The sequence below is a fragment of the Sphingomonas fuzhouensis genome (assembly GCF_034659795.1).
Taxonomy (GTDB): Bacteria; Pseudomonadota; Alphaproteobacteria; order Sphingomonadales; family Sphingomonadaceae; genus Sphingomonas; species Sphingomonas fuzhouensis.
Genome location: NZ_JAXSQY010000001.1, coordinates 788112 through 809681, shown reverse-complemented (window position 1 = coordinate 809681; position 21570 = coordinate 788112). Strand labels below are relative to the sequence as shown.

Here is a 21570-nt window from a genome sequence, read left to right as displayed (position 1 = left end):
ACCCTCCGCGCGTCGCGCGACGTGTGGCATTATCGGCAAGGACCGGGTCCGCTGGCCAACGCGGCGGACCGGCCTTGCCCCGACTTTTTGGAACAGGATGACATGACCGACGAAATCGAATGGTGGGATTATGAAGACACCACCGAAATGGCGAATGCGCTGGCGGGCGACATCCAGTTCATCATCGAAAGCGCGATCGAGGCGCGCGGCGCGGCGGTGATCGCACTGTCGGGCGGCAAGACGCCGATCCCGGTCTATGAGAAGCTCAGCGCAGCCAAGCTCGACTGGAAGCGGGTGACCATCGTCCCCGCCGACGAGCGCATCGTGCCGCTGGGCGATCCGCTGTCCAACGTCACCATGATCGGCAAGATCTTCCTGCCCAAGGGCGCGCGCGTCATGCCGATCGTGCCGCAGGCGACGTCGGACTATAAGGCCGCGGGTCGTTCGGCCGATGCGCTGATGCAGGAACTGCACTGGCCGCTCGATCTCGTCCTGCTGGGCATGGGTGCGGACGGGCATACCGCCTCGATCTTCCCCGGCCCCGATTATGACGAAGCGCTCAACGGCCCCAAGGAGCGCCGCGCGCTGGGCCTGATGCCCGACCCGCTGCCGCCCGAGGCACCGGTGGCGCGCGTGACGCTCAGCCGGGCGGGCATCGTCTCGGCGCGGTCGATCATGATCGCCATCTCTGGCCCTGCCAAGAAGAAGGTCCTTGAAGACGCGATCAAGGAAGGCGCCTCGTCGCCCTATCCGATCGGCCGTGTGCTTGCGGACGTGGAACTGCCGATCGATATCCACTGGAGCGAGCAATGAGCCTGAACGCCGCCGTCTCTGCCGTCACCGACCGGGTCATCGAACGCTCCCGGCCAGGCCGTCAGGCCTATCTCGACCTGATCGCACGTGAGGCCGAGACGTCGGTGCGCCGCCCCAATCTGGGCTGCGCGAACCTGGCCCATGCCTATGCCGGGACCGAGGAAGACCGCGACGCCATGAAGGCGGATCGCGGCATGAATATCGGCATCGTGTCGGCCTATAACGACATGCTGTCGGCGCACGCCGTCTATTATCGCTACCCCGAACTGATGAAGGTCTGGGCGCGCGAAGTGGGTGCCACCGCGCAGGTGGCGGGCGGCGTGCCCGCCATGTGCGACGGCGTGACGCAAGGCTATGCGGGCATGGAACTGTCGCTGTTCAGCCGCGACACCATCGCGCTGTCGACCGCAGTTGCCCTGTCCCACGGCACGTTCGAGGGTGCCGCGCTGCTCGGCATCTGCGACAAGATCGTGCCCGGCCTGCTGATGGGGGCGCTGCGCTTCGGTCATCTGCCGATGATCCTGGTCCCCGGCGGCCCGATGCCGACCGGCCTTCCCAACAAGCAGAAGGCCGCCGTCCGTGAAGCCTTTGCCGAGGGCAAGGCGGGCCGCGACGAACTGCTCGACGCCGAGATCGCGGCCTATCATTCGAAGGGCACCTGCACCTTCTACGGCACCGCCAACACCAACCAGATGATGATGGAGGTGATGGGCCTGCACATGCCGGGCGCCGCCTTCGTCAATCCGGGCACCAAGCTGCGTCAGGAACTCAGCCGCGCCGCCGTCCACCGCCTGGCCGCGATCGGGCAGCGCGGCGACGACTATCGCCCGCTGGGCCGGTGCGTCGATGAAAAGGCCATCGTCAACGCGGCGGTCGGCCTGCTGGCGACCGGCGGTTCGACCAACCACCTGATCCACCTGCCCGCCATCGCACGCGCGGCGGGGATCATCATCGACTGGGAGGATATGGACCGCCTGTCGGCCGCCGTGCCGCTGATCGCGCGGGTCTATCCCAATGGTTCGGCCGATGTGAACGGCTTCGAGGCGGCGGGCGGCATGCCCTATGTCATTCGCGAGCTGCTGTCCGCAGGCCTCCTCCACCGCGACATCATGACCGTCGCGGGCAAGGACCTGTCCGACTATGGCCAGACCGCCGTCATCGCGGAGGACAAGCTGGCGTGGACGCCAGTCGGCGACAGCGGCGACGAGACGATCCTGCGCCCCGCCGCCGCGCCCTTCTCGGCCGATGGCGGGATGCGCATCCTGTCGGGCAATCTGGGCCGCGCCTGCATCAAGGTGTCGGCCGTGGAGCGCGAGCGCTGGGTCATCGAGGCCCCTGCCCGCGTCTTCTCCGACCAATCCGAAGTCCAGACCGCGTTCAAGGCGGGCGAGCTGGAGCGCGATGTCGTGGTCGTCGTCCGCTTCCAAGGCCCTAAGGCGAACGGGATGCCCGAGTTGCACAAGCTGACCCCGCCGCTGGGCGTGCTCCAGAACCGGGGCTTCAAGGTCGCGCTCGTCACCGACGGCCGCATGTCGGGCGCGAGCGGCAAGGTGCCCTGCGCCATCCATCTCAGCCCCGAGGCGATCGGCGGGGGGGCGATCGGCCTGATCCGCGACGACGACATCGTGCGGCTCGACGCGGTGGCGGGGACGCTCGACGCGCTGGTCGATCCGGCCGAATGGGCGGCCCGGCAGCGGGTCGAGACGCCCGCCCCGGTTCAGGGCATGGGCCGCGAATTGTTCGCACTGTTCCGTCAGGCCGCCGACGAAGCCGAGAAGGGCGCATCGCCCATTCTCGCCGCCGCCGGTCTGTAAAACGATAAGGGGGAGGACATCATGGAAATCGTAGCCGTCGACATCGGGGGCACGCATGCGCGCTTCGCGATCGCCGAGGTCGAGAATGGGCGTGTGGTGAAGCTCGGCGAACCGTGCACGCAGAAGACCGCCGAGCACGCCTCGCTCCAGACGGCGTGGCAGGCGTTCGAGGCGCATCTGGGCCGCCCGCTGCCCAAGGCCGCCTCGCTCGCCATCGCGTCGCCGATCACCGGCGACGTGATCCGCATGACCAACAATCCCTGGGTCATCCGGCCCTCGCTGATTCCCGAACGGCTGGGCGCGGACGTCTATACGGTCATCAACGATTTCGGCGCGGTCGGCCATGCTGTCGCGCAGGTGCCGGAAGAGGATTTCCTGCATATCTGCGGCCCTGAGGAGCCGATGCCCGAACACGGCGTCGTCACCGTCTGTGGTCCGGGCACAGGCCTGGGCGTCGCGCAGGTGCTGATGACCCCCAACCGCTATCACGTCATCGAGACCGAGGGCGGGCATATGGACTATGCGCCGCTCGACGGGATCGAGGACGCCATCCTGAAGCGCCTGCGCCGCACCTATACGCGCGTGTCGTGCGAGCGGATTTGCTCCGGGCCGGGCATCGTCGCGATCTATGAGACGCTCGCCTCGCTGGAAGGCCGTGCGGTGCCCAGCCGCGACGACCGCGAAATCTGGACCGAGGCGCTGGAGGGCACCGATTCGATCGCGCTCGCCGCGCTCGACCGTTTCTGTCTCGCGCTGGGCGCGGTGGCGGGCGACTTCGCACTGGCGCAGGGGGCCAAGACCGTCGTGATCGCGGGCGGCCTCGGCTACCGGATCAAGGACAAGCTGTTGCGTTCGGGCTTCGACCAGCGCTTCGTCGCCAAGGGCCGGTTCCAGTCGCTGATGGCGCGCATCCCCGTCAAGCTCATCACCCATCCCCAGCCCGGCCTGTTCGGCGCGGCCGCGGCCTTTGCCCAGGAGCATTCATGACCGACATCGCCACCATCATGCGCACCAGCGCGGTCATCCCCGTGCTGGTCATCGACGACGCCGCCACCGCCAAGCCACTGGCCGAAGCGCTGGTCGCGGGCGGGCTGAAGGTGCTGGAGGTGACGCTGCGCACCCCCGCCGCGCTGGAGGCGATGGCCGAGATGAAGAAGGTGCCCGGCGCGATCGTCGGCGCAGGGACCGTCGTCAACGAACAGCAGCTGCGCGACGTCGCCGATGCGGGGGCGGAGTTCATCGTCTCGCCGGGTTTGACCGACCGGCTGGGTGCGGCGGTGATCGACAGCGGCATTCCCTATCTGCCGGGCGTGGCCAATGCGGGCGACATCATGCGTGGTCTCGACCTGGGGTTGACCCACTTCAAGTTCTTCCCCGCCGAGACCAGCGGCGGCCTGAAGGCGCTCAAGGCGCTTGCCGCGCCCTTCTATCAGGCGCGCTTCTGCCCGACCGGCGGCATTACCGAGGCGAGCGCGCCGGGCTGGCTGGCCTTCGACCGCGTGCTATGCGTCGGCGGGAGCTGGGTCACGGGCGGATCGATGGCCGATGTGGAGGCCAAGGCCCGCGCCGCAGCCGCGTTGCGCGGTTAAGCCTGTTCCTCCCCTGCAAGGGGAGGGGGACCATCCGAAGGATGGTGGAGGGGTGTCCCCGCCGTGGTGACACCCCTCCGTCAGGGCTTCGCCCTGCCACCCCCCCCTTGCAGGGGAGGAATTTCCCGAACCGCCGTCAGCAACCACTGCCGAAACGCCCGCATCGCCAGCCCTTCCTTCCGCGACAGCAAGTGCGTCAACCAGTAACGCCCGGCATCGATCTCCAGCGCGAAGGGCTGGACCAGTTGCTCCGCCGCCAGTTCGCGCAGAAACATCGCGCGTGGGGCCAGCGCCACGCCGAGCCCCGCCATCGCCGCGCCCACCATCAGCGCGGAACTGTCGAACATCGGCCCGCGCAACGCCGGGGCCGGAACGCCCGCCGCCTCGAACCACCGCTCCCATTCGCTGACCCGGTAGGAGCGCAGCAGCCTCTCCCGCGCCAGATCCTCGGGTTGGCCCAAGCGCCCGGCAATCCTTGGCGCGCATAACGGTGTCAGCGGAGCGGCCTGCAACGGCTCGGCATGGGTGCCATGCCACGCCCCGTCGCCGAAACGAATCGCGTAATCGAGCCCCTCGCCTGCCAGATCGACCCGGTTGTTGTTGATCGACACCCGGACATCGATGTGCGGATGGGCCAAAGCGAAATCGTCAAGCCGCTCCAGCAGCCAGCCGGTGGCAAAGGTCCCCACCACGCCCAACCCCAGCGAATATTGGAACCGTCCGTCGGCGAACCGGTCCAGCGTGGCGCCGATCCGGTCGAACATCTCAGCGAGCACCGGCACCAGCGCCTGTCCGTCATCGGTCAGCGCCAATCCGCGCGGCAGCCGGTGGAACAGCCGCGTCCCCAAACGCTCCTCCAGTGCGGCGACCTGATGGCTGACCGCCCCCTGGCTGACGCAGAGTTCGATCGCGGCGCGCGTGAAGTTCAGATGGCGCGCGGCGGCCTCGAAAGCACGCAGGGCGTTCAGCGGCAATTGGGCGCGGTCCATACCCCATCATGAATTTTGCTCATGGCTCTGTCGAGGGAAGATGCTTTGCCGATGCCGAAGGCGGTCGGCATCATGACGCCCGAGGAGACACGCCATGCTCGGCAGACCGACCCTGCTCTCGCTGATCGCCCTTACGTCCATGCCCGCGACGCCGCAGACCATAGACCCGCTGACGCGGCCCATCGTCACCGAACATACAGCGGAATGGCTGACGCCCCGGCCGCCCGTCCGGGTGTTCGGCAAGACCTATCTGGTCGGCTTCGGTGGCCTGAACGTCGCCCTGATCGATACCGGCAAAGGCCTGATCCTCATCGACGGCGCGCTGCCCCAGGCGGCCCCTGCGATCCTCACCAATGTTGCCAAGCTCGGCTTTGGCCCGCACGACATCAAATATATTCTCAGCACAGAACCGCATTTCGATCATGCGGGCGGAATTGCGGCACTGGCCCGCGATACCGGCGCGACGGTCGTTGCGAGCGCACGCGGAGCCGAGGGCCTGCGGAGCGGCCGACTGGCGGGGGACGATCCGCAACGTGGCTATGACAGCCGCTTTCCGCCCGTGCGCGCCGTGACGGTCATCCACGACGGCGAGCGACTGACGCTGGGCGATACCGTCATCACCGCGCGGGCGACGCCGGGGCATACGATGGGCAGCATGAGCTGGAGCTGGCGCGCCTGCGAGGGCACCCGGTGCAAGGCGATCGTCTTCGCCGCCAGCCTGAACCCGGTATCGACCGACGACTATCGCTTCTCTGCGCCCGCGAACAAGGCCGTGGTCGCAGCTTTCGCACGTGGCCAGGCGGCGATGCGCACCCTGCCCTGCGACATTCTGATCACCGCCCATGCCGATCAGGACGGCGCAACCGAGCGCTACCTGACCAAACCGGGAGCCTGCCGCGCCTATGCCCTGTCGTCGCAGCGGCGGCTCGCCCAACGGATCAGCAGCGAACGGCGCTGATCCTTACATCTCCCCGCGCTGGCGACGGATCGCGTACCATTTGCGCACATTGGCATTATGTTCTGCCAACGTGTCGGCAAAGACATGGCCGCCCGATCCGTCCGCGACGAAATACAGCGCCTTGCTGTCCGCCGGGTCCAGCACCGCGTCGATCGACGCACGGCCCGGATTGGCGATCGGCCCGACCGGCAGGCCGGGGCTGGCATAGGTGTTGTAGCCATTCTTGGCATGCAGTTCGGAGCGCAGGATGCGGCGTCCCAGCGGACGGCCCTTGGTGATCGGGTAGATCACGGTCGGGTCGGCCTGAAGCGGCATGCCGATGCGCAGACGGTTGCCATAAACCGCCGCCACCGTCCGCCGTTCGGACGGCTTGGCCGTCTCCTTCTCCACGATCGAGGCGAGGATGATCGCCTCCTGCGGTGTCTTGACCGCGATGCCCGGCTTTCGGTTGGCCCAGGCCTGGGCGAGATAATCCTTCATTGCCTTTTGCATCCGCGCGACGACCGAGGCACGGGTGTCGCCCTTCTGATAGGCATAGCTGTCGGGCAGGACCGATCCCTCGGCGGGTACGGCCACGTCGCCGGTCAGCCCGTCCGCGCGCATCAGCGCGTCATGGACCAGGACCGAGGGATAACCCTCCGGCACCGGCACCAGCCGCTGGCGCACCTTGCCCTCCTGCAACAGCGCCAGGACGTCGGAGGCGCTGGCATGTTCGGGGATGGCATATTCGCCCGCCTTGATCGCACCGCCCTCGCCAAACAGCCGCGCATAGAGGCGGAAGCGCCCGGCCGAGCGGATCGCGCCCACCTTTTGCAGTTCGTTGGCGGCGCGGGCGAGGCTGGCCCCCTCGGGCACGACGACCGCGAGCGGCTTGTCGGCCGGACCGCTGCCCGCCCAGTCATGCGCGACCCAGGCGAAGACGGCGATGCCGATCAGCCCCAGCAGCAATCCGATACAGCCGACCTTGCGCATATCTCACCCGGTTTCGAAGGGGACACCAGCCCCGAACAGACAACGACCCCGGCAACGATCCGGGTCCGCTTGCATGTCTGGCCGATGGCGTGAGCCTGACCGTTTTGCAAGCGGGCCCGGTCGTCGCCGGGGCCGTCTTTTTCACGCGTCCACCTTCGCCCGCATAAGGCGAAGCACGGAGGGGCGCCTTAGATCGCCTTCATCACCAGCGAGGCGTTGGTGCCGCCAAAGCCGAACGAGTTGTTCAGCACCGCCTTCACTTCGCGCTTCTTGGCCATATGCGGGACCAGGTCGACACCCTCGGTCCCCTCATCGGGATTGTCGAGGTTCAGCGTCGGCGGCACGATCTGGTCGCGTAGCGCCAGGATGCAGAAGATGCTCTCGACCGCGCCTGCCCCGCCCAAAAGATGGCCGATCGCCGACTTGGTGCTCGACATGGACGCACCCGACAGGTCGTCGCCGAACACGCGCTTGGCGGCGGCCAGCTCGATCGTATCGGCCATGGTCGAGGTGCCATGCGCGTTGATGTAATCGATGTCCGACGGCTCCATGCCCGCCTTGCGCAGCGCCATGCGCATCGCATTCTCGGCGCCCTTGCCCTCGGGATGCGGCGCGGTGACGTGATAGGCGTCGCCCGACAGGCCATAGCCGACCACTTCGGCATAGATTTTCGCGCCGCGCGCCTTGGCGTGCTCATATTCCTCGAGCACGACGACGCCCGCGCCCTCACCCATCACGAAACCGTCGCGGCCCTTATCGTAAGGGCGGCTCGCCTCGGTGGGGCGATCGTTCATGCTCATGTTGAGCGCGCGTGCCTGGGCAAAGCCCGCCACGCCCAGCGGATTGATCGTGCTTTCCGCACCGCCCGCCAGCATGATGTCGGCATCGTCGTCGCGGATCATGCGCGCCGCATCGCCGATCGAATGCGCGCCGGTCGAGCAGGCGGTGACGACCGCATGGTTCGGGCCCATCAGGCCGTATTTGATGCTGACCTGACCCGAGATCAGGTTGATCAGGCGACCATGGACGAAGTGCGGGCTGACCCGGCCGGGGCCGCGCTCATGCAGGTTGACCGATTCGATCTCAATGCCCGGCAGACCGCCGATGCCCGAGCCGATCGACACGCCCGCGCGAAGCCGCATCTCTTCGTCCATCTCGGTGAGACCGGCGTCTTCCAGCGCCTGTCCGGCGGCGTCGATGCCGTAGACGATGAAGGGATCGACCTGACGCTGAACCTTGTGGTCGACGCGCTTGTCAGGATCGAAGCCATATTCGTGATCCTTGGGCTTCACCTCGCACGCGATGGTGCATTTCTGCCCCGTAGTATCGAACCGCGTGATCGGACCGGCGCCGGACTTGCCGGCGATCAGATTGGCCCAGGCGGTTTCCACATCCGCGCCCAGCGGCGTGACAAGACCCAGACCAGTTACGACAACGCGCCGCATATTCTACTCCATCTCACACGAAAACGGCTCCCCGCCCGCTATGTCGGGGTCGGGGAGCCGCTTGCAACCTGGTCTCGCGACCTGTTCGGCGCGTGGGTCACACGCGCCGAGTGGCCCCGGAATTAGGCCTTGTTCTCGTCGATATACGTGATCGCGTCCTTGACGGTCGTGATCTTCTCGGCGGCATCGTCCGGGATTTCGACACCGAACTCTTCCTCGAACGCCATGACGAGCTCGACGATGTCGAGGCTGTCGGCACCGAGGTCGTCGATGAAGCTCGCGTCCTCGGTCACCTTGTCGGCTTCGACGCCGAGATGCTCGACGACGATCTTCTTCACGCGGTCGGCGGTCTCGCTCATGGTAATCCCTTCTCGTAATTCATCGGGGGTTGATACTTCCTGAACGCACGTAGAACGCGCGCCCTAGTCTGGCAAGCCCGTCCAGCGACGGACTTGCTCTAGGATCGGATCATTCGTGCCGTTTTTGCGGGCTTAGAGCCCGTTTGGAAACTCGCTAAAAGCGAGTTTCGGACGGCACCGGCCCGCTCCCCCACCCGGCCTCCCACAGAGTATCCTGGATGGGAGGCCGGGTGGGGGAGTGGGCCGGTGCCGAAAAACGTGCCCTCAGCACGTTTTCAAACAGTCTTAGAGCATCGCCATGCCGCCGTTGACGTGCAGCGTCTGGCCGGTGACATAGCCCGCTTCCTTGGACGCCAGATAGACGACGGCGGCGCCGATATCCTCGCCACGGCCCAGATCGCCCGCCGGAATCTTGCCGAGCAGCGCGGCCTTCTGCGCCTCGGGGAGAACGTCGGTCATCGCCGAGCGCATGAAGCCGGGGGCGACGCAATTGACGGTGACGTTGCGGCTGGCCAGCTCCTGCGCCACCGCCTTCGACATGCCGACGATGCCCGCCTTGGACGCGGCATAATTGGCCTGGCCCGGATTGCCGGTTGCGCCGACGATCGAGGTGATCGAGATGATGCGCCCGAAGCGCGCCTTCATCATCGGCTTGGCAGCGGCGCGGATCAGGCGGAAGGTCGCCTCCAGGTTCACGCTGATGACCTGATCCCACTCCTCGTCCTTCATCCGCATGGTCAGGTTGTCGCGGGTGACGCCCGCATTGTTGACCAGGATGTCGAGCTTGCCACCCAGCGCCTCGACCGCCTGCGGGATCAGCGCATCGACGGCGGCAGGATCGGACAGGTTGCACGGCACGGCGACATGATCGCCGCCGAGTTCCGCGCGAAACGCCTCCAGCTTGTCGATATTGGAGCCGGACAGCGCCAGCTTGGCCCCCTGCCCCGCCAGCGCCTTCGCCACCGCCGAGCCGAGGCCACCCGATGCGCCAGTTACGAGGGCGGTCATTCCTGTCAGGTCGAACATTTGAGAAACTCCCTAGAATTTTTGTTCGCGCAGAGGCGCGGAGGACGCAGAGGGGGTGTGGTTGTTGACGAGGCGACGTATGCCCTCGCGCAGCGTCTCCCCTCCGAAGTTGATCAGCAGCCCAACAGGTTGCCCGGTAAGACGAAGATACGTCAGAAGTTGTTTGGCGTGAACAGGAGCCAGTCGCTCCACCGATTTGATTTCCACCACAAGCCGCTCATCGACCAATAGGTCAATCTTGAAAGCCCCTTCGATCCGCACGCCTTCAAACTCAATATCGATGCTGCGCTGACGCGCGACAGAGTAGCCCATGGCCGCCAATCGGGCGGCCAAGACAATCTCATAGACGCTTTCAAGGAGACCGGGGCCAAGCTCGCGATGCAACCGCAAGGCGACATCGACCACATCCCCACTAACGAGATCAATGTCCCGCATGGCCCCGACTCCCCCCTCTGCGTCCTCCGCGCCTCTGCGCGCAAAATCAGAGCTTGGCGAGAAGCCCTTCGATATCGTCCATGGTCACGACGCTGAGCGCATCCGCGTCCGGTGCGATGCGCTTGACCATCGGGCCGAGCACCTTGCCACCGAACTCGACGAACTGCGTCACCCCCGCATCCTGCATCGCCAGCACCGATTCGCGCCAGCGGACCATACCGGTCACCTGCGCCACCAGCAGCGCGCGGATCGCGTCGGGATCGGCAACCGGCGCCGCCTCGACATTGGCATAGACCGGGACCAGCGGCGCGCGGATCGTCGCCTCGGCCAGCGCGGCGTCCATCGCATCAGCGGCGGGCTGCATCAGCGGGCAGTGGAAGGGGGCGGACACCGGCAGCAGGACGGCACGCTTGGCGCCCAGATCCTTGGCCAGCGCGACCGCCTTCTCGATCGCCGCACGGTGGCCCGAGATCACGACCTGGCTCGGGTCGTTGTCATTGGCGACCGTGCAGACCAGATCCTTGCCGCCCTCGGCCAGGATCGCATCGACCGCCGCGCCAGCGATGGTCTTGGCCTTTTCCAAGTCCGCGCCGAGCAGGGCGGCCATCGCCCCCTCGCCCACCGGCACCGCCGCCTGCATTGCCAGGCCACGCAGTTTCAGCAGGTGCGCCGTCGTGGTAAGGTCGATCGCATCCGCAGCACACAGCGCCGTATATTCGCCCAGTGAGTGGCCCGCGACGAAATCGGCCTTTTCCGAAAGACGGACGCCGCCTTCCTTCTCCAGCACCCGCAGCGTCGCGATGGCATTCGCCATGATCGCGGGCTGGGCATTCTGGGTCAGGGTCAGCTCGTCGGCGGGGCCCTCCGTCATCAGGCGATAGAGATGCTGGCCCAGCGCCTCGTCGACCTCCTGGAACACCTCGCGGGCGACCGGACTCGCCTCGGCCAGCGCCTTGCCCATGCCGACGGCCTGGCTGCCCTGGCCCGGAAAGATGAATGCACGCATATGTCGTTCTGCCATCAAAGCGTAATAGGATGGTCCGCGCGGTAGAAAGGTCGCCCGCCGCTGGCAAGTCCGCGCCCCCTTCCCCGCTTGCCTTTTGCCGCCAGATCGCTATGAGCCAGCGCACCATTGGGCGGGAAGCACCTGCTTCACCCGCCCTCATGCCATTTTGGCGTGACGGTATTGAAGTATGGAAGACAGCCGGAGGGGCGTCCCACATGGGGTGGGCGTCAGCGATCGGCCAACATAAGGTAAGCTGCATGGCTCTTTACGAGCACGTGTTCCTTGCGCGCCAGGATCTGGCACAGGCGCAGGTGGACGCGCTGGCGGAAGCCGCCACGAAGATCGTCGAGGACAATCAGGGCAAGGTCGTGAAGACCGAGACCTGGGGCCTGCGTTCGCTGGCGTACAAGATCGCCAAGAACCGCAAGGCGCATTACGTCATGCTCGAAATCGACGCCCCCGCGGGTGTCGTCGCCGAGCTGGAGCGCCAGACCCAGATCAACGAAGACGTGATCCGCTACATGACCGTCAAGGTTGACGGCCATGAAGAAGGTCCGTCGGTGATGATGCGCAAGCAGGAGCGCGACCGCGAGCGTCGTGCCGATCGTGGCGAACGCCCCGACCGCGCTGACCGCCCCCGTCGTGATCGTGAAGAGGAAGCCGCATAATGGCCCGCCCGTTTTTCCGTCGCCGCAAGAGCTGCCCCTTCTCCGCGAAGGACGCGCCCCGGATCGACTATAAGGACGTCCGTCTGCTGCAGGGCTTCGTGTCCGAGCGCGGCAAGATCGTGCCCTCGCGCATCACCAGCGTGTCGGCCAAGAAGCAGCGCGAGCTGGCTCAGGCGATCAAGCGCGCCCGCCATCTGGGCCTCCTGCCCTACGTCGTGAAGTAAGGGGTCTTACAGATGAACGTTATTCTGCTTGAGCGCGTCGAGAAGCTCGGCGCCATCGGCGACGTGGTTTCGGTGAAGGACGGCTATGCCCGTAACTTCCTGCTGCCGCGCAAGAAGGCGCTGCGCGCCAACGAAGCCAACAAGAAGGTGTTCGAGGCCAACCGCGCCCGCATCGAAGCCGAGAACGCGAACCGTCGCGCCGAGGCCGAGGTCGAGTCGAAGACCTTCGAGAACGCCACCGTCACCCTGATCCGTCAGGCGTCGAACGTCGGCCAGCTGTACGGCTCGGTCGCAGTGCGTGACCTGGTCGAGGCGCTGATCGCCGATGGGCACAAGGTCAACAAGAGCCAGATCGTGCTCGACCGTCCGATCAAGGCGATCGGCCTGTACGACGTGCGTGTCGCGCTTCACCCGGAAGTAGCCGTGACCGTCAAGGTCAACGTCGCCCGCTCGCCGGAAGAAGCCGAGATGCAGGCGCAGGGCGTCGACGTCATGGCCTCGATGTTCGAGCGTGACGAAGCCGGCTTCACCGAGGATTACGATCCCAACGCAGAGCCCGGCGCCACCGCCGAGGTTCAGCCGGAACAGGAAGAAGCGCAGGGCTAATCCCCGACGCTTCGGCTTGTCCGCCGATAAAAGAAGGGCCGTCCGGCATGACCGGGCGGCCCTTTTTTGCGTCTTGGGGACGGCAACATGGTGCGCGACCCGGCGGCCACGCGAAACCGCTTTACGGACAGGCGACGCAGGCGCCGACGACGGCGGCCAGCGGGATGAGCGCGAAGATGATCGGCATGATGTGCTTCATGATCTGACTGCCTACCTGTCCAATAGCCGATTAATACACGGCCAAGTGCAAAAGTTTCGTTACGGTGAACGCCGGAACGAGAAAAATCTCAACTCATCGCCCTATGGGCTCGGTTCACCGTGGCCACAAGAGGCAGACTATCGTGGGTTAGACAGAATTTGCCCTATCAGGTGACTTTTTAACGCTTCTGCGCTGCGGCTGGTGGTACATTGGTCGGCGGAACCGTTCGTGAGGTGGTGAAGGCCAGGAAAACGCCAACCGCGGCCAGAAATCCCAGACAGGCTTGGAACACCGCCTTGAAGATTCGGAAACCCCGCTCGCCCGCCTTCACCCGTTCCCAGTGCCGCTTCAACGGCACCCGAGCTGCGCTCTCGATCACCGCCGTCGCTTCACCCAGCACCGCCCGGTCGATCCGGCGCGCAGCGAGCATCGCTCCGATCCGATCGAGCGCAGCCAGTACTTCGCGCCACTCCTCGCCGCCCGGCCGCTCCCGCAAGGCGATCCGCGTCCGTGCCGCATGGAACTCCGCCAGCCACCGCCCGCGCCCTTCAGCCTCCAGCGTCCCGCAAAAGCCCTGTGCCGCCGCAATCGCTGCCGCCAGATCGGCGCGCTGGCCATCGATCCAGGACTGACGAAATTCGCTGATCTTGTTTTCCTTGGTCGCGATCAGCGTGACGGCGGTGATGATCGCGGTGACAAGGCCAAGAATGAGGGTGACGATAGGAGCCTGTTGCATGATCGCCTTTACCGCCAGCTGAAGGGCGGCAGCCTAGCGGCGTCAAAGCCAGGCGCGAAGGGGGTTGGAGCCCCCTCACTTCCGTCCGAACAGCTTCTCGATATCGCCGTGCTGCAACTTTACCCAGGTCGGGCGACCATGATTGCACTGGCCGGAATGCGGCGTGACCTCCATTTCGCGGAGCAGCGCGTTCATCTCGGCGACCGACAGGATGCGGCCTGCACGAACCGAACCGTGGCAGGCCATGGTCGCCGCGACGTGGTCGAGCCGTTCGCGCAAGGACAGCGCCTGGTCGAACGCCGCCAGTTCGTCGGCGAGGTCGGCGACCAATCCCTTGGGATCGCTCTGCCCCAAGAGCGCGGGCGTCGCGCGGACCAGCATCGCGGTCGGGCCGAAGCGTTCGAGGTCGAGGCCGAACTCGGCCAGTTCCTCCGCGCGCGCCTCCAGACGGTCGCAGGCGGGTTCGTCCAGTTCGACGACTTCGGGAATCAGCATCGCCTGCGACGCGATCCGGCCGCCGGTCAGTGCGGCGCGCATCCGCTCCAGCACCAGCCGTTCGTGGGCGGCGTGCTGGTCGACCAGGACCAGCCCGTCCTCGGCCTCGGCGACGATATAGGTCTTGGCGACCTGTCCGCGCGCGACGCCCATGGGAAACTGACGAACCTCTGGCGGCGGCGCGAACGCCGCTTCGGCGCGGGCGAGTGGCGGCGGGGCGGTGAAGCCGGGACGCGGCGCGAACAGCGACTGACGCTCCATGACCCGGCTTTCGGGCGCTGCGGCGGACCAGTCATCGGCAGGCAGCGGCGGCGCAGCCACGGGCGCGACGTTTTCGGTCTGCCACATGGCCAGTGCCGAGTCGGGCGGGCGCTGAACGCTGCGATGTCCCGCTTCGTCGAGTGCCCGGCGCAGGCCCGACACGATCATGCCCCGGATCAGCGCCGGGTCGCGGAAGCGCACCTCGGTCTTGGCGGGGTGGACGTTCACATCGACTTCAGACGGCGGCATGTCGAGGAACAACGCCACGACCGCATGACGATCGCGTGGCAACATCTCGGCATAAGCCCCTCGAATCGCGCCCATCAGCAGGCGGTCACGCACAGGCCGTCCGTTGACGAACAGATATTGGTGATCGGCGATACCCCGGTTGAAGGTGGGCAATCCCGCCACACCGCCCAGCGACACCGTGTCGCGCACCCAGTCGATCGCGACCGAATTCTCGGCCAGCGCCCGGTCGGTCAGCCCGGCGACACGACCCGGCCGCTCCTCGCCGCCCGGTACGGTCAGTACGCGCCGCCCGTCATGCTCCAGGGTAAAGGCGATATCGGGCCGCGCCATCGCCAGCCTGCGCACCATGTCGAGACAGGCGGCATATTCGGAACGTGGCGAACGCAGAAATTTGCGCCGGGCGGGCACCCGCGCGAACAGGTCCTCCACCACGATCCGGGTGCCCGACGGGACGGCGGCGGGGCCGTCGCGCAGCACCTCGCCATTGTCGACGACGCGGCTCCAGCCATCGCGGCCTGGTGGACGGCTTTCGATCGTCACCCGCGCGACACTGGCGATCGAGGGTAGCGCTTCGCCCCGAAATCCGAGGGTTACGACCGATTCGATCGCCTCGTCTGGCAATTTAGAGGTGCAGTGCCGCTCCAGCGCCAGCGCCATGTCCTCGGCCGACATGCCGCATCCGTCATCGGCCACCTCGATCCGGCCGACCCCGCCCTGGCCCAGCGCGACCGCGATCCGGGTCGCGCCCGCATCGATCGAATTTTCGACCAATTCCTTCAACGCACTGGCGGGCCTTTCCACCACTTCACCGGCCGCGATACGATTGACGAGATGGGGAGGCAGACGCCGTATTGACATGCGGCAAACCCTAGCCCAAGCGACGGCATCCCGCGACCCCGCAAATGACGGTGCAGGTGCCTTTGAAGGCTCTTGGGACGGCTCTTGGCGGCGGTTCGGGATATGAGTCCACGCCCACCCGGTCCATAGACGGAACGATAGTCTCGATGCCCCTTCCCCGCTTCCTGAAATTCATGTCGCAAGACATGGCGATCGACCTCGGCACCGCGAACACCGTGGTCTATGTCCGCGGACGCGGCATCGTGCTGAACGAACCGTCCGTCGTCGCGGTCGAGACGATCAACGGCATCAAGCGCGTGAAGGCGGTCGGCGACGACGCCAAGCTGATGATGGGCAAGACGCCGGGCAATATCGAGGCGATCCGCCCGCTTCGCGACGGCGTGATCGCGGACATCGATGTCGCCGAACAGATGATCAAGCACTTCATCCTGAAGGTGCACGGCCCCCGCAAGTTCGCGCGCTGGCCGGAAATCGTGATCTGCGTGCCCTCGGGCTCGACCAAGGTCGAGCGCCGCGCGATCCGTGACGCTGCCTCGAACGCAGGAGCCAGCCAGGTCTTCCTGATCGAGGAGCCGATGGCTGCCGCGATCGGCGCCGATATGCCCGTCACCGAGCCGATCGGCTCGATGGTCGTCGATATCGGCGGCGGCACGACCGAAGTCGCGGTGCTGTCGCTGCGTGGCCTCGCCTATACGACGAGCGTGCGTGTCGGCGGCGACAAGATGGACGAGTCGATCGTCTCTTACGTTCGCCGCAACCACAACCTGCTGATCGGCGAAGCCACGGCCGAGCGGATCAAGCAGGAAGTCGGCATCGCACGTCCCCCGGCGGACGGCATCGGCGTGACGATCCAGATCAAGGGCCGCGACCTCGTCAACGGGGTGCCCAAGGAAATCCAGATCAACCAGGGCCAGATTGCCGAAGCGCTGTCCGAGCCGGTCGCGACCATCGTCGAAGGCGTCCGTGTCGCCCTGGAGAATACCGCGCCCGAACTGGCCGCCGACATCGTCGACCAGGGCATCGTCCTGACCGGCGGCGGCGCGCTGCTCGAAGGGTTGGACGAGGTGCTGCGCGACGAAACCGGCCTACCGGTGACGGTGGCGGAAGATCCGCTGACCTGCGTGGCGCTGGGCACCGGCCGTGCGCTGGAAGACCCGATGTATCGCGGCGTCCTGCTGAACGGCTAACCTCCAGCATAAGGGGACCGGCGCATGGCGCCCGCCCGCGACCGTCGCACCGGTTTCTCGCGACGGCGGCAATATGGAGCTTTCCTGGCCTATGTGCTCGCGGTGGCGGGTGCGGTGGTGGGGGCGGTGCTGCTTGTCGCATCGACCTTCAACCCGCCCGCCTTCGGCGCGTTGCGCATGACGCTGGGCAGCGTGACCGCGCCTATTTCAGGCGCGTTCGTCGCGGTCGCGGACGCGGTCAGCGGCGTGCCCGACACGATCGGCCATTATTTCTTCGTCCATTCCGAAAACGAGCGTCTGCGCGCGGAGCTGGAGCAGTCGCGTAAAATCCTGCTGACCGCGCGGACGATCGCCTATGACAATCGTCGCCTGCGCACGCTGCTGGCGGTGCGTGATCGCACGCCCGATACAGTCACGACCGCGCGACTGGTGAGTTCCACAGGGTCCAGCGGCCGCCGCTTCGCACTGTTGAACGCAGGCCGCTGGCAGGGCGTGACCCCCGGCATGGCGGTGCGCGGGCCCGAAGGGCTGATCGGTCGCGTGACCGAGGCGGGCCCCGCCGCCGCGCGCGTGCTGCTGCTGACCGACCCCGAGAGTATCGTGCCGGTCCGGCGCACCCGCGACGGCATGCCCGCCATCGCGGTCGGACGCGGCGACGGGACGCTCGACGTCCGCTCGGTCAACACCAATGTCCGGCTGGGCAAGGGCGACCTGTTCGTCACCTCAGGGACCGGCGGCCTCTATGCCCCCAATATTCCCGTCGCGCGCGTCCAGGCCGATGGCGGCGACGTGGCGGTGGCGCGGCCCTTCATCCATCCCGACACGCTGGATTTCGCGATCGTTCAGCGCGCCTTCATGCCGATGCCGCCATCAGCGCCGGCACCCCGGCCGTGACCCTCGACACCTATAATCCCTTCGACCCCGGACTGCCCCCCGCCCGCGCCCGTGCGCTGCCGTGGCTGACCGTGATGGCCGGATCGCTGACTGCCATCGTACCGGTGGTGGCGATCGTGCCCCTGCAGCCGCCGATGGGGCTGTTGATGCTGCTCGCCTGGCGGCTGGTCGCGCGGTTCGCGCTGCGGCTCTGGGCCGCGGCGCCGCTGGGGCTGTTCGACGATCTGGTGTCGGGTCAGCCTTTGGGGTCGGCGATGCTGCTCTGGTCGCTGACCTCGCTCGCCATTGATCTATTCGAGCATCGGCTGGTGTTCCGCGATTTCTGGCAGGACTGGCTGATCGCCAGCGGCGCCATCGCCTTCTGCCTGATCGCCGGGCGGTTTCTGGCGGTGCCGGTGGGAGCGCAGGTCGACGCGCCGCTGGTCATCCAGATCGCCATCACCATCCTGCTTTTCCCCATGGCGACGCGGCTGGTCGCCTGGATCGATCGCAAACGCGGCCGAAATGAGGTAGGGGCCTGACCATGGAACGCCAGGGGCGGATCATGACCGAGGCCGCACAGGCCTATAGCTTCTCGCGCCGCGCCTTTGTGCTGGGCACGGCGCAGGCGGGCGTCGGGCTGTTGCTGGCCGGGCGGATGGCGTGGCTGTCGATCGCGCAGAACGAGAAGTATAATCTTCTCTCCGAGAGCAATCGCGTCAACACGACGATGATCCCGCCGCGCCGTGGCTGGCTGATCGATCGGCATGGCGTGCCCATCGCCAACAACCGCACCGACTTCCGCGTCGACATCATCCCAGACCGGCTGGAGGACAAGGATCGCGTCCTCGCCTTGCTCCGCCAGATCCTGAAGCTGGACGACGAGGCGATGAACCGCATCCGCCTCGACCTGGAACATGCCGCCGGGTTCCAGCCGGTGCAGGTCGCCGAGCGGCTGGACTGGGAACGCTTCGCGGCGGTCAGCGTCCGCCTGCCCGAGCTGCCCGGCGTGCAGCCGACGCGGGGCTTTGCGCGCTTCTACCCGGCCGGACCTGCGGTCGCGCATCTGACCGGCTATGTCGGCACGCCCACCGCCGAACAGTTCAAGGCGACTCACGACCAGTTGCTCGTCACCCCCGGCTTCAAGCTGGGCAAGGACGGGCTGGAAAAGATGCTGGAGAAGTATCTGCGCGGCAAGCCCGGCGCCAAGCGCGTCGAAGTGACCGCGCGGGGCAAGGTCGTCGCCGAACTCGCCACCCGTCCCGATACGCCCGGCCGCAACATCCGCCTGACCATCGATGCGGGGTTGCAGGAATATGCCGCGCGCCGCCTGGGCACCAATTCGGGTTCGGCGGTGGTGCTCGACTGCCGCACCGGCGAGACGCTGGCGATGGTGTCGATGCCCGCCTATGACCCCAACAGCTTCTCGGACGGGATCAGCCATCTCGAATGGGCGATGCTGTCGGAAAACGACCATGTGCCCCTGATGAACAAGGTGACGCAGGGGCTCTATCCGCCGGGCTCGACGGTCAAGCCGATGAACGGCCTTGCGCTTCTGGAAGCGGGCGTCGGCGCGAACGACCGGGTGTTGTGCACCGGCGCGATGCGGGTCGGCACCGGCGTCTTCCACTGCCACAAGCGGGGCGGGCACGGCGCGCTCAACCTGAAGGGCGCGATCGAGCAGAGCTGCGACATCTATTTCTACGAGATGATCCGGCGCATGGGTTATGACCGGATCGCACCGATCGCCCGGATGGTCGGGCTGGGTCAGAAATTCGACATGCCGCTCAGCACCCAGCGTTACGGCACCGTGCCAGACCCTGAGTGGAAACTACGGAAATACAAGAAGAAGTGGACGATCGCCGACGGCCTGAACGCGTCGATCGGGCAAGGCTATGTGCTGGCCAATCCCTTGCAGCTGGCGGTGATGGCGGCGCGGCTGGCCTCGGGTCGGCATCTGGAGCCCAGCCTGCTTGCGCATCAGGTCCATCTCGACGCCCCCGCCCTGCCCGTCGCCTCCGAGCATCTGGCGATCGTGCGCGATGCGATGTTCGGCGTGGTCAACCAGGGCGGCACCGGCGGCGCGGCGCGAATGCGGGTGCCCGGCGTTTCGCTGGCGGCCAAGACCGGCACCGCGCAGGTTCGCCGCATCACCATGGCCGAGCGGCGCAGCACGGGCGTACTGAAGAACGGACAGCTTCCCTTCAAGCTGCGCGACCACGCCCTGTTCGTCGGCTTCGCCCCCGCCGACAACCCACGATATGCCATTTCCGTGGTGCTGGAGCATAACGGCCATACCGTGCGCAATCTCGACGCGCCGCTGATCGGCCGCGACATCATGACCTATCTGTTCGACCGCAACCGGGCGCTGGCGTCGTTGGCGGAAGGTGAGCCGACCTGGGGCGGCGACATCGCCACCCGGATGCGGGCCGAGGAAGCCGCCTACCGCGCGGCGCATTCGCCCCAGCCCGCCGCCGCCGCGACCAAGACCGATGCCGGCGCCGCCACCGACGCGCCCGCCGTCGAGGCCGCGACCAACGTCTCCGATGCGCAGGCCGAGGCGATGGCCACGCGCGAAACCGATCCCGATGATGTGGCGGACCCCAATCCATGAGCGGCCCCCGCATCATCCCCGAACCCATCGCCCAGCTACCCTGGCGCGTCATCCTGCTCGTCACGGCCATCGGCTGTTTCGGACTGGTCGTCCTCTATTCGGCGGCGGGCGGATCGCTGACCCCCTGGGCCAAGCCGCAAGGCGTGCGCTTCTTCGTCCTGCTCGCGGGATCGCTGGTGCTGTCGCGCTTGCCGCTCGACCTGTGGCGACGGATCGCGATGCCGGGCTATCTGATCCTGGTCGTCGCGCTGGTGCTGGTCGAACTGCTCGGCGCGGTGCGCGGGGGCAGCCAGCGATGGCTGGACGTCGGCTTCATCCGGCTCCAGCCCTCCGAGTTGATGAAGCTGTTCATCGTTCTCGGTGCAGCGCGTTTCTATGAATTGATGCCCCCTGCCGAGACGCGGCGTTTCTCCGGCATATGGCCGGTCGCGGCGATGATCGCGGTGCCCGCCATCCTCGTCATGAAGCAGCCCGACCTGGGGACCGCGCTGATGATCTGTGCGGGCGGTGCGACCGTCATGTTCCTGGCGGGCGTACCCTTACGCCTGTTCATCGGCGGCGCGATGGCGCTGGCGGTCGCGGCCCCGCTGGCCGTCAATTTCGTGCTGCACGACTATCAGCGCAACCGCGTGCTGATCTTCCTCGATCCCGAAAGCGATCCGCTGGGCACCGGCTATCATATCAGCCAGTCCAAGATCGCGATCGGATCGGGTGGCATCTGGGGCAAGGGGTTCCTGAACGGCACGCAGAGCCATCTCGACTATCTGCCCGAGGGACATACCGACTTCGTCTTCGCCACCATGGCGGAGGAATGGGGGCTGGTCGGCGGCTGCTTCCTGATCCTGGCCTTCATCCTCGTCATCCGCTGGGGCCTGAACGTGGCGCAGGCGGCGCAGACGCGCTTTGCCCGGCTGACCGCGGCGGGGTTGTCCACGACCATCTTCATCTATGTCATGGTCAACCTGATGATGGTGATGGGCTTGGCCCCGGTGGTCGGCATTCCCCTGCCCCTGGTCAGCTATGGCGGATCGTCGCAGATGACGGTGCTGCTGTGCCTGGGCATCCTGATGGCGATCGACCGCGAGAACCGGCGCGCGGCGCGATGGTAGGCCAAAAAATCGCCGCGCTGCCGCAAAAACCATTTGCAAAGCGCAGGAGCAGTGCTAAAGGCGCGCCTCCCGATCACGAGGCGGG

Annotated in this window: 23 protein-coding genes; 14 read left to right on the top strand and 9 right to left on the bottom strand. The window is 66.6% G+C overall.

Going from position 1 to position 21570, the window contains the following annotated elements; genetic code table 11:
- Positions 1-102 precede the first annotated feature (102 nt).
- The 4 genes from pgl to eda are packed head-to-tail and all read left to right on the top strand — an operon-like array spanning position 103 to position 4216.
- Positions 103-813, top strand: coding sequence for a 6-phosphogluconolactonase (pgl, locus tag U1H82_RS03825; protein ID WP_322963582.1), 711 nt, complete (start codon positions 103-105; stop codon positions 811-813).
- Positions 810-2627, top strand: coding sequence for a phosphogluconate dehydratase (gene edd / locus U1H82_RS03820; RefSeq protein WP_322963581.1), 1818 nt, complete (start codon positions 810-812; stop codon positions 2625-2627). The genes pgl and edd overlap by 4 nt, the downstream gene beginning before the upstream one ends.
- Positions 2628-2648: 21 nt before the next feature.
- Entirely contained in the window at positions 2649-3614 is a 966-nt protein-coding gene (glk, locus tag U1H82_RS03815; protein WP_322963580.1) for a glucokinase, read from the top strand.
- A complete protein-coding gene (gene eda, locus U1H82_RS03810) occupies positions 3611-4216 on the top strand; it encodes a bifunctional 4-hydroxy-2-oxoglutarate aldolase/2-dehydro-3-deoxy-phosphogluconate aldolase (RefSeq protein WP_322963579.1) in 606 nt (201 codons plus the stop codon). Before glk ends, eda begins: the two co-directional genes overlap by 4 nt.
- Positions 4217-4296: 80 nt before the next feature.
- Here the strand turns inward: eda and U1H82_RS03805 are convergent, their stop codons facing one another.
- Entirely contained in the window at positions 4297-5205 is a 909-nt protein-coding gene (locus tag U1H82_RS03805; protein WP_322963578.1) for a LysR family transcriptional regulator, read from the bottom strand.
- A gap of 139 nt (positions 5206-5344) precedes the next feature.
- On the opposite strand from U1H82_RS03805, the gene bla reads away from it, so the two are divergent.
- Positions 5345-6163 carry a subclass B3 metallo-beta-lactamase gene (gene bla, locus U1H82_RS03800; RefSeq protein ID WP_322963786.1) on the top strand — a complete coding sequence of 273 codons (819 nt, stop codon included), beginning with the start codon at positions 5345-5347 and terminating at the stop codon, positions 6161-6163.
- A 3-nt stretch (positions 6164-6166) separates the two neighbouring features.
- Here the strand turns inward: bla and mltG are convergent, their stop codons facing one another.
- From mltG to fabD, 6 genes are all read right to left on the bottom strand, one after another.
- Positions 6167-7135, bottom strand: coding sequence for an endolytic transglycosylase MltG (mltG, locus tag U1H82_RS03795; RefSeq protein WP_322963577.1), 969 nt, complete (start codon positions 7133-7135; stop codon positions 6167-6169).
- 188 nt (positions 7136-7323) lie between these two features.
- Positions 7324-8580: a beta-ketoacyl-ACP synthase II gene (fabF, locus tag U1H82_RS03790; protein WP_322963576.1), complete on the bottom strand. Its 1257-nt coding sequence runs from the start codon at positions 8578-8580 to the stop codon at positions 7324-7326.
- A gap of 122 nt (positions 8581-8702) precedes the next feature.
- Positions 8703-8939 carry an acyl carrier protein gene (locus U1H82_RS03785; RefSeq protein ID WP_007403554.1) on the bottom strand — a complete coding sequence of 79 codons (237 nt, stop codon included), beginning with the start codon at positions 8937-8939 and terminating at the stop codon, positions 8703-8705.
- A gap of 285 nt (positions 8940-9224) precedes the next feature.
- Positions 9225-9965 carry a 3-oxoacyl-[acyl-carrier-protein] reductase gene (gene fabG, locus U1H82_RS03780; RefSeq protein ID WP_322963575.1) on the bottom strand — a complete coding sequence of 247 codons (741 nt, stop codon included), beginning with the start codon at positions 9963-9965 and terminating at the stop codon, positions 9225-9227.
- Between the two features lie 12 nt (positions 9966-9977).
- A complete protein-coding gene (locus U1H82_RS03775; protein WP_322963573.1) occupies positions 9978-10400 on the bottom strand; it encodes a GxxExxY protein in 423 nt (140 codons plus the stop codon).
- 46 nt (positions 10401-10446) lie between these two features.
- Complete coding sequence (gene fabD, locus U1H82_RS03770) at positions 10447-11406, bottom strand: ACP S-malonyltransferase (protein ID WP_322963572.1); 960 nt, start codon at positions 11404-11406, stop codon at positions 10447-10449.
- Between the two features lie 257 nt (positions 11407-11663).
- Between fabD and rpsF the strand changes: the two genes are divergently transcribed.
- The 4 genes from rpsF to U1H82_RS03750 are packed head-to-tail and all read left to right on the top strand — an operon-like array spanning position 11664 to position 13110.
- Entirely contained in the window at positions 11664-12074 is a 411-nt protein-coding gene (rpsF, locus tag U1H82_RS03765) for a 30S ribosomal protein S6 (RefSeq protein WP_037567458.1), read from the top strand.
- Positions 12074-12298 carry a 30S ribosomal protein S18 gene (gene rpsR / locus U1H82_RS03760; RefSeq protein ID WP_007403456.1) on the top strand — a complete coding sequence of 75 codons (225 nt, stop codon included), beginning with the start codon at positions 12074-12076 and terminating at the stop codon, positions 12296-12298. The genes rpsF and rpsR overlap by 1 nt, the downstream gene beginning before the upstream one ends.
- Before the next feature lie 12 nt (positions 12299-12310).
- A complete protein-coding gene (rplI, locus tag U1H82_RS03755; protein WP_322963571.1) occupies positions 12311-12904 on the top strand; it encodes a 50S ribosomal protein L9 in 594 nt (197 codons plus the stop codon).
- Between the two features lie 47 nt (positions 12905-12951).
- The gene (locus U1H82_RS03750) at positions 12952-13110 is read left to right on the top strand and encodes a hypothetical protein (protein WP_322963570.1); all 159 of its coding nucleotides are present in this window, start codon (positions 12952-12954) and stop codon (positions 13108-13110) included.
- A 171-nt stretch (positions 13111-13281) separates the two neighbouring features.
- Here the strand turns inward: U1H82_RS03750 and U1H82_RS03745 are convergent, their stop codons facing one another.
- Positions 13282-13839 (bottom strand): hypothetical protein, encoded by a 558-nt coding sequence (locus U1H82_RS03745; protein WP_322963569.1) that lies wholly within the window; start codon positions 13837-13839, stop codon positions 13282-13284.
- A 75-nt stretch (positions 13840-13914) separates the two neighbouring features.
- Complete coding sequence (mutL, locus tag U1H82_RS03740; RefSeq protein WP_322963568.1) at positions 13915-15702, bottom strand: DNA mismatch repair endonuclease MutL; 1788 nt, start codon at positions 15700-15702, stop codon at positions 13915-13917.
- A gap of 146 nt (positions 15703-15848) precedes the next feature.
- Between mutL and U1H82_RS03735 the strand changes: the two genes are divergently transcribed.
- The 5 genes from U1H82_RS03735 to rodA are packed head-to-tail and all read left to right on the top strand — an operon-like array spanning position 15849 to position 21485.
- Entirely contained in the window at positions 15849-16889 is a 1041-nt protein-coding gene (locus U1H82_RS03735) for a rod shape-determining protein (protein WP_042482832.1), read from the top strand.
- A 24-nt stretch (positions 16890-16913) separates the two neighbouring features.
- A complete protein-coding gene (locus tag U1H82_RS03730) occupies positions 16914-17783 on the top strand; it encodes a rod shape-determining protein MreC (RefSeq protein WP_322963567.1) in 870 nt (289 codons plus the stop codon).
- Complete coding sequence (gene mreD / locus U1H82_RS03725) at positions 17780-18304, top strand: rod shape-determining protein MreD (protein WP_294275431.1); 525 nt, start codon at positions 17780-17782, stop codon at positions 18302-18304. The genes U1H82_RS03730 and mreD overlap by 4 nt, the downstream gene beginning before the upstream one ends.
- Positions 18305-18306: 2 nt before the next feature.
- On the top strand, positions 18307-20376 hold the full coding sequence (gene mrdA / locus U1H82_RS03720; RefSeq protein ID WP_322963566.1) for a penicillin-binding protein 2: 2070 nt from the start codon (positions 18307-18309) through the stop codon (positions 20374-20376).
- Positions 20373-21485: a rod shape-determining protein RodA gene (gene rodA, locus U1H82_RS03715; protein ID WP_322963565.1), complete on the top strand. Its 1113-nt coding sequence runs from the start codon at positions 20373-20375 to the stop codon at positions 21483-21485. The genes mrdA and rodA overlap by 4 nt, the downstream gene beginning before the upstream one ends.
- Positions 21486-21570: the final 85 nt, after the last annotated feature.

Bases quoted from the DNA above. Each gene is read 5' to 3' on its own strand.
- rodA (WP_322963565.1), top strand. From the start codon at position 20,373: ATGAGCGGCCCCCGCATCATCCCCGAACCCATCGCCCAGCTACCCTGG.
- rpsR (WP_007403456.1), top strand. From the start codon at position 12,074: ATGGCCCGCCCGTTTTTCCGTCGCCGCAAGAGCTGCCCCTTCTCCGCG.
- U1H82_RS03785 (WP_007403554.1), bottom strand. From the start codon at position 8,939: ATGAGCGAGACCGCCGACCGCGTGAAGAAGATCGTCGTCGAGCATCTC.
- U1H82_RS03775 (WP_322963573.1), bottom strand. From the start codon at position 10,400: ATGCGGGACATTGATCTCGTTAGTGGGGATGTGGTCGATGTCGCCTTG.
- U1H82_RS03730 (WP_322963567.1), top strand. From the start codon at position 16,914: ATGGCGCCCGCCCGCGACCGTCGCACCGGTTTCTCGCGACGGCGGCAA.
- mutL (WP_322963568.1), bottom strand. From the start codon at position 15,702: ATGTCAATACGGCGTCTGCCTCCCCATCTCGTCAATCGTATCGCGGCC.
- rpsF (WP_037567458.1), top strand. From the start codon at position 11,664: ATGGCTCTTTACGAGCACGTGTTCCTTGCGCGCCAGGATCTGGCACAG.
- mltG (WP_322963577.1), bottom strand. From the start codon at position 7,135: ATGCGCAAGGTCGGCTGTATCGGATTGCTGCTGGGGCTGATCGGCATC.
- U1H82_RS03805 (WP_322963578.1), bottom strand. From the start codon at position 5,205: ATGGACCGCGCCCAATTGCCGCTGAACGCCCTGCGTGCTTTCGAGGCC.
- U1H82_RS03745 (WP_322963569.1), bottom strand. From the start codon at position 13,839: ATGCAACAGGCTCCTATCGTCACCCTCATTCTTGGCCTTGTCACCGCG.
- U1H82_RS03750 (WP_322963570.1), top strand. From the start codon at position 12,952: ATGACCGGGCGGCCCTTTTTTGCGTCTTGGGGACGGCAACATGGTGCG.
- glk (WP_322963580.1), top strand. From the start codon at position 2,649: ATGGAAATCGTAGCCGTCGACATCGGGGGCACGCATGCGCGCTTCGCG.
- fabF (WP_322963576.1), bottom strand. From the start codon at position 8,580: ATGCGGCGCGTTGTCGTAACTGGTCTGGGTCTTGTCACGCCGCTGGGC.
- pgl (WP_322963582.1), top strand. From the start codon at position 103: ATGACCGACGAAATCGAATGGTGGGATTATGAAGACACCACCGAAATG.
- mrdA (WP_322963566.1), top strand. From the start codon at position 18,307: ATGGAACGCCAGGGGCGGATCATGACCGAGGCCGCACAGGCCTATAGC.
- bla (WP_322963786.1), top strand. From the start codon at position 5,345: ATGCCCGCGACGCCGCAGACCATAGACCCGCTGACGCGGCCCATCGTC.
- fabG (WP_322963575.1), bottom strand. From the start codon at position 9,965: ATGTTCGACCTGACAGGAATGACCGCCCTCGTAACTGGCGCATCGGGT.
- U1H82_RS03735 (WP_042482832.1), top strand. From the start codon at position 15,849: ATGCCCCTTCCCCGCTTCCTGAAATTCATGTCGCAAGACATGGCGATC.
- rplI (WP_322963571.1), top strand. From the start codon at position 12,311: ATGAACGTTATTCTGCTTGAGCGCGTCGAGAAGCTCGGCGCCATCGGC.
- fabD (WP_322963572.1), bottom strand. From the start codon at position 11,406: ATGCGTGCATTCATCTTTCCGGGCCAGGGCAGCCAGGCCGTCGGCATG.
- eda (WP_322963579.1), top strand. From the start codon at position 3,611: ATGACCGACATCGCCACCATCATGCGCACCAGCGCGGTCATCCCCGTG.
- edd (WP_322963581.1), top strand. From the start codon at position 810: ATGAGCCTGAACGCCGCCGTCTCTGCCGTCACCGACCGGGTCATCGAA.